This is a genomic window from Xanthomonas populi, assembly GCF_002940065.1.
GTDB lineage: Bacteria > Pseudomonadota > Gammaproteobacteria > Xanthomonadales > Xanthomonadaceae > Xanthomonas > Xanthomonas populi.
In genome coordinates this window covers 1-5860 of sequence record NZ_MDEJ01000187.1, presented here as the reverse complement: position 1 = coordinate 5860, position 5860 = coordinate 1, and the positions used below count along the sequence as shown (strand labels likewise).

The window sequence follows — 5860 nt, the reverse complement described above, 5'->3', positions numbered from 1 at the left end:
CGCCATGCGCGCACTTGTTTCTACACGATCCGGGTGCAACCAGCTGATCTATCTCGGGAAAACGTGGGGAAACCTCAGCCGCTGACCCACCTTTCGTGTAGTCGTTTTATCGGTTGCTCTACATCGCACTCATCGTATTTTTTGGGGGAACGGAAATGACACAAGGGTCCACCGGTGCGACAGCCAGCGCAGACGCCGGTCTTCTGTCCAAGGAGCGCATCATTGCGCGTCCGGGTTTCAATCGTTGGTTGGTTCCGCCGGCAGCATTGGCGATCCATCTGTGTATCGGCATGGCCTACGGCTTCAGCGTGTTCTGGCTGCCGTTGTCCAAGGCGCTGGGCATTACCGAAGCGATTGCCTGCCCGGCCGACATGGGCCTGTTCGCACGCATGGTCGCCACCAGCTGCGACTGGAAAATCAGCGAGCTGCAGTGGATGTACACGCTGTTCTTCGTGTTGCTGGGGTGCTCGGCAGCGATCTGGGGCGGTTGGCTGGAACGTGCGGGCCCGCGCAAGGCCGGTGTGGTCTCGGCGCTGTGCTGGTGCGGTGGCCTGGTGATTTCGGCCGCAGGCATCCACTTCCATCAGATCTGGATGCTGTGGCTGGGCTCGGGCATGATCGGCGGTATTGGTCTGGGCCTGGGTTACATCTCGCCGGTGTCGACCTTGATCAAGTGGTTCCCCGACCGCCGCGGCACGGCGACCGGTATGGCGATCATGGGCTTTGGTGGCGGCGCGATGATCGGCAGCCCACTGGCCGATGCATTGATGCGCCACTTCGCCACGCCGACCTCGGTGGGCGTGATGGAAACCTTCCTGGTGATGGCGGCGCTGTACTTGGTCTTCATGATGGCCGGCGCGTTCGGCTACCGCGTGCCGCCGAGCGGCTGGACGCCCGCTGGCTGGAGCGCACCGGTGGCCCGCAACAACGCCATGATCACCGCCAACCACGTGCACGTGAGCAAGGTCTGGGGCATCCCGCAGTTCTGGTTGTTGTGGGGCGTGTTGTGCCTGAATGTCTCGGCCGGCATCGGCGTGATCGGCATGTCTTCGCCGATGTTGCAGGAAGTGTTCGGCGGCCGTCTGATTGGCGTGGATGTCGGCTTCGGCCGCCTGGATCCGACCCAGCTGGCCAGCATCGCGGCCATTGCAGCGGGGTTTACCGGCCTGTTGAGCTTGTTCAATATCGGTGGCCGGTTCTTCTGGGCCAGCATGTCCGACAAGCTCGGTCGCAAGAACACCTACACGGTGTTTTTTCTGCTCGGCATCTGCCTGTACGCCGCCGCGCCATCGGCCGGCGACGTGGGCGGCATCGCGCTGTTTGCGGGCATCTTTTGCATCATCCTGTCGATGTATGGCGGCGGCTTCGCCACCATTCCGGCGTATCTGGCCGATTTGTTCGGCACCCAGATGGTCGGCGCCATCCACGGCCGCCTGCTGACCGCCTGGGCCACCGCCGGCATCCTCGGCCCGGTGGTGGTGGGGTACATGCGTGAGTACCAGCTTGCCCACGGCAGCCCGCCGTCACAGGTCTACAACACCACCATGTACATCCTCGCCGGCATGTTAGTGCTCGGTCTGATCTGCAATCTGTTGGTGCGCCCGGTGGCCGCGCGCCACTTCATGAGGCCTGACGAACTGGCGCGCGAAAAGCAGCTAGCGCACGAGAAAGTGGGCCGTAGCGGGCATGGCGTGTTGCCACCCGAGCAACTGGCGCGTAGCGGGCATGGCGGCAATCCTGCACTGGTCGCGTTTGCCTGGTTGGCGGTCGGCATCCCGATGCTGTTCGGTATCTGGGTCACGCTGCAAAAAGCCTTCGTGCTGTTTCATTGAGATGAGATGACCAGTCCGTCTTCCCGCTCCGTGCGTCCCGGCAGTGTAGTGCGCACGGTGCGTCGCCATCGCGGCGGCTGCAGCGCCACGGTGCAGGACATGGTGGCGGCCGAAATGCCGGTCGCCTTCAATTACAACGGGGTGCCGTTCGCGGTGATGATGGCCACGCCGGAGGACCTGCAGGATTTCGCGCTCGGGTTTTCGTTGAGCGAGGGCATCGTCGATCGTCCGCAGGATTTGCGGGTGATTGCGCTGGAGACGTTTCTGGAAGGCGCCTCGCTACAGATCGAGATTCCGCCCGAACGCGCTGCCGCGTTGGACCAGCGGCGGCGCAATCTGGATGGACGCAGCGGGTGCGGGGTGTGCGGCAACGAATCCATCGAAGCGGTGTTGCGGGTGCCGCCGGTGGTGCAATCGTCGCTGCAGATCGGTGTGGATGCCTTGGCGCGTGCGCTGGATGAGCTGCATGCGCAGCAGCCGATCGCCGCGCAAACCGGCGCAGTGCATGCCGCCGGTTGGGCCGATGCGCAGGGGGTTGTGCGTTGCGTGCGCGAAGACGTTGGCCGGCATAACGCGCTGGACAAGTTGATCGGTGCCTTGGCGCGCGAAGACGTCGATGCGGCGCAAGGGTTTGCGGTGGTGACCAGCCGCGCCAGTTACGAAATGGCCATGAAAGCCGCGCAGGCCCGGATTCCGCTATTGGCGGCGATTTCGGCACCGACTGCGCTGGCGATCAGCCTGGCCGACAGTGCGGGACTGACCCTGATCGGGTTTGCCCGCGATCACGATTGTGTTGTTTACAGCCATCCGCAACGCCTGGAGTTGGGCGTTGGCGTGGGAGAGCCCGCATGAGCAAGAAAACCATTAAGCAGTACGACAATCCCGCCGGCGGCTGGGGCGCATTGCGCTCGGTGGCCAAGCACCTGATGGAACAGGACATCGCGGTGCAGGGCGCCAAGACGCTGCTGCATGTCAACCAGCCTGACGGCTTCGACTGCCCCGGTTGCGCATGGCCCGATCGCGATCACACCTCCACCTTTGAATTCTGCGAAAACGGCGCCAAGGCCGTGGCCGCCGAATCCACTGCGCGCCGCGCCGGCAACGCATTGTTCGCCGCGCACAGCGTCAGCCTGTTGTCGCAGTACAGCGATTACTGGCTGGAAGGGCAGGGCCGCCTGACCCACCCGATGCGTTACGACGCGGCCACCGATCATTACGTGCCGGTGAGCTGGGACGATGCCTTCGCGCAGATTGCCGGGCATCTCAACGGGCTGGCCTCGCCGGACGAGGCGATCTTCTACACCTCCGGGCGCACCAGCAACGAAGCGGCGTTTCTGTATCAGTTGTTCGTGCGCGCATTCGGCACCAATAACTTCCCCGACTGCTCCAATATGTGCCATGAGCCGTCCGGCACCGCGTTGGGGTCGCAGATTGGCGTGGGCAAGGGCACCGTGTCGCTGCACGATTTCGAACTGGCTGATGCGATCTTCATCTTCGGCCAGAACCCAGGCACCAATCATCCGCGCATGCTCGGCGAATTGCGTCAGGCCTCCAAGCGCGGCGCGGCGATTGCCGCGTTCAATCCGCTGCGCGAGCGCGGACTGGAAAAATTCGCCGACCCGCAAGACAAGCTGGAGATGCTGCACAACGGCTCCACGCGCATCGCCTCGGATTATTTCCAGCTCAAGATCGGCGGCGATCTGGCTGCGGTGAAGGGCATCATCAAGCATGTATTGGAGCGCGACGCACAGGCGCAGCGCGATGGCACGCCACGGCTGCTGGATCTGGAATTCATCGACGCGCATACCGCCAATTTCGAGGCGTTTGTCGCCGATGTGCAGGCGGAACGCTGGGACACCATCGTCGAAGAATCCGGTCTGGACGAAGCGGCGCTGCGCAAGGCCGGCGAACTCTATCTCAACGCCGAGCGCGTGATCGCCTGCTGGGGCATGGGCATCACCCAGCACAAGCATTCGGTGGCCACCATCCACATGATCACCAACCTGCTGTTGCTGCGCGGCCATCTGGGCCGGCCGGGTGCAGGCGTGTGCCCGGTGCGCGGCCACAGCAACGTGCAGGGCGACCGCACGATGATGATCTACGAAAAACCACCGGCCGCCTTCCTGGACAAGCTGCAATCGGTGTTCGGCTTTGCGCCGCCGCGCGAAGACGGCTTCGACACCGTCGGCGCGATCGAGGCGATGCTGGACGGGCGCGGCAAGGTGTTCTTCGCAATGGGTGGCAACTTCGCCGCCGCCACGCCGGATACCGATGCCACGCATCGCGCGCTGCGCAACTGTGAACTCACCGTGCATGTCGCCACCAAGCTCAATCGCAGCCATCTGGTGCATGGCCGCGATGCGCTGATCCTGCCGTGCCTGGGCCGTACCGAAATCGACATCCAGGACGCCGGCTCGCAGGGCGTAACGGTGGAAGATTCGATGAGCATGGTGCACCTGTCGGCCGGCATCAATCCGCCGGCCTCGCCGGACCTGTTGTCCGAGCCGGCGATCGTGGCGCGCCTGGCCGAGGCCACGCTGGGTGCGCGCAGTGCGATCCGTTGGCGTTGGCTGGTGGGCGATTACGACCGTGTGCGCGATCTGATCGCACAGGTGTTTCCGGACTTTGGCGATTTCAATCAGCGTGTACGGACACCAGGCGGATTCCGTCTGTCCAACACCGCGCGCGATCGTCAGTGGGTAACGCCGCAACAGCGCGCAGTATTCAAACCGCACGCGGTGCCCACCGACAACCCGATCCATCGCGCGCGCCGCGCTCACACCGACCAAATGGTGTTTACGCTGGCCACCACGCGCTCGCACGATCAGTACAACACCACCATCTACGGCTTGGATGATCGCTATCGCGGCGTATTCGGCGAGCGTCGCGTGCTCTTCATCAACGGCGCCGACATCGCGGCGTTGAACATGAAGGCTGGCGACTGGGTAGACCTGGAAAGCCTGTGCGAGGACGGTGTGCATCGCGAGGCGCGCCGCTTCCTGCTGGTGGACTACAACATTCCGCGCGGCTGTCTTGCGGCGTATTACCCTGAAACCAACGCGCTGGTGCCGCTGTCCAGCTTCGCCGACGAAGCGCGTACGCCGACCTCCAAATCGATTCCGGTGGTCGTGCTGCCGCATCGCTCCGAGACTGCCGATGCCGCGTCGCGCGATATCGGGGCCGTGCTTGTCCGCTGATCCACAGCTCACCGCACAGTTGCTCACCGCGCTGGCCGACACGCCCGACGGCGTTTCGCTGGCGCGGCTATGTAAGCAACTGGGCGTGCGCATGAGCGTGCTGCTGCGCACATTGGCCTGGCTGGGCAGTGCCAACCTGGATGGTCAGCCCGGCCCATGCTGGATCCACGTGGAAGAGCGCAGTGAGCGGCAATTTGCCGTCCTGACGCCCACCGGCCATGCTGCCTTGCTGCGTCAAGAGCCAGGCACTCAATCGCCTTGTCAGCCGTGATGCTGATGGCCTGCCGAGCGGTTTTTGCGTGTTATGCGCTGTGTTACGCTGCCTATGCAATTAGGCGATAGTCTTCGTCAGCTATTTCATATCATTCCAGCGCGATACCACAGCAGGCTGTTGGGCTCGAGCGATTAATCTTAGCATTGTACCCCATATACATCTCCCTGGTAGAATTCAATGCAGATGTTACCGTCTGCAGATTTACGGCTAAATTTGTGGCTTTCTCCGCCTGCTGTAACTACTACCTCGATGGAGGAGTTGTCATTTCCGTAGTTGTAGGTCCAGTAAATACCCTGGTCCCCCTTACGCCACTTGTCCCATGAATAGATTAAGCTTCCATCTGCCCTTTTCAGTTCTGCATGGGCATGATATCCCAGCCCGGGATTAGTAGCGATTTTGATGTGATGCTGAGTAGTCCGTGCTTGCGCACTGATGGCAGCGAATAGAGCAAGGCCGCAGGCAGCTAGTGTTTTATTTGTATAGGGCACCTCGAACAACCAAGTCGTAGCCGTGGTGACACGCACTGGATGATGACCATACCTTCAAAAAATCAGCGA

Annotated in this window: 4 protein-coding genes; all 4 read left to right on the top strand. The window is 62.5% G+C overall.

Features of this window, described 5'->3' with window-relative positions:
- The first annotated feature begins 155 nt into the window (after nucleotides 1–155).
- From XpopCFBP1817_RS19125 to XpopCFBP1817_RS19110, 4 genes are read left to right on the top strand one after another with little or no spacing between them, the layout of a single operon-like run.
- Nucleotides 156–1832 carry an OFA family MFS transporter gene (locus XpopCFBP1817_RS19125; protein WP_128418302.1) on the top strand — a complete coding sequence of 559 codons (1677 nt, stop codon included), beginning with the start codon at nucleotides 156–158 and terminating at the stop codon, nucleotides 1830–1832.
- 6 nt (nucleotides 1833–1838) lie between these two features.
- Entirely contained in the window at nucleotides 1839–2684 is an 846-nt protein-coding gene (fdhD, locus tag XpopCFBP1817_RS19120; RefSeq protein WP_128418301.1) for a formate dehydrogenase accessory sulfurtransferase FdhD, read from the top strand.
- Nucleotides 2681–5029, top strand: coding sequence for an FdhF/YdeP family oxidoreductase (locus XpopCFBP1817_RS19115; protein ID WP_128418300.1), 2349 nt, complete (start codon nucleotides 2681–2683; stop codon nucleotides 5027–5029). The genes fdhD and XpopCFBP1817_RS19115 overlap by 4 nt, the downstream gene beginning before the upstream one ends.
- Nucleotides 5019–5300 carry a hypothetical protein gene (locus XpopCFBP1817_RS19110; RefSeq protein WP_167393982.1) on the top strand — a complete coding sequence of 94 codons (282 nt, stop codon included), beginning with the start codon at nucleotides 5019–5021 and terminating at the stop codon, nucleotides 5298–5300. Before XpopCFBP1817_RS19115 ends, XpopCFBP1817_RS19110 begins: the two co-directional genes overlap by 11 nt.
- Nucleotides 5301–5860: the final 560 nt, after the last annotated feature.

Bases quoted from the DNA above. Each gene is read 5' to 3' on its own strand.
- XpopCFBP1817_RS19125 (WP_128418302.1), top strand. From the start codon at position 156: ATGACACAAGGGTCCACCGGTGCGACAGCCAGCGCAGACGCCGGTCTT.
- fdhD (WP_128418301.1), top strand. From the start codon at position 1,839: ATGACCAGTCCGTCTTCCCGCTCCGTGCGTCCCGGCAGTGTAGTGCGC.
- XpopCFBP1817_RS19115 (WP_128418300.1), top strand. From the start codon at position 2,681: ATGAGCAAGAAAACCATTAAGCAGTACGACAATCCCGCCGGCGGCTGG.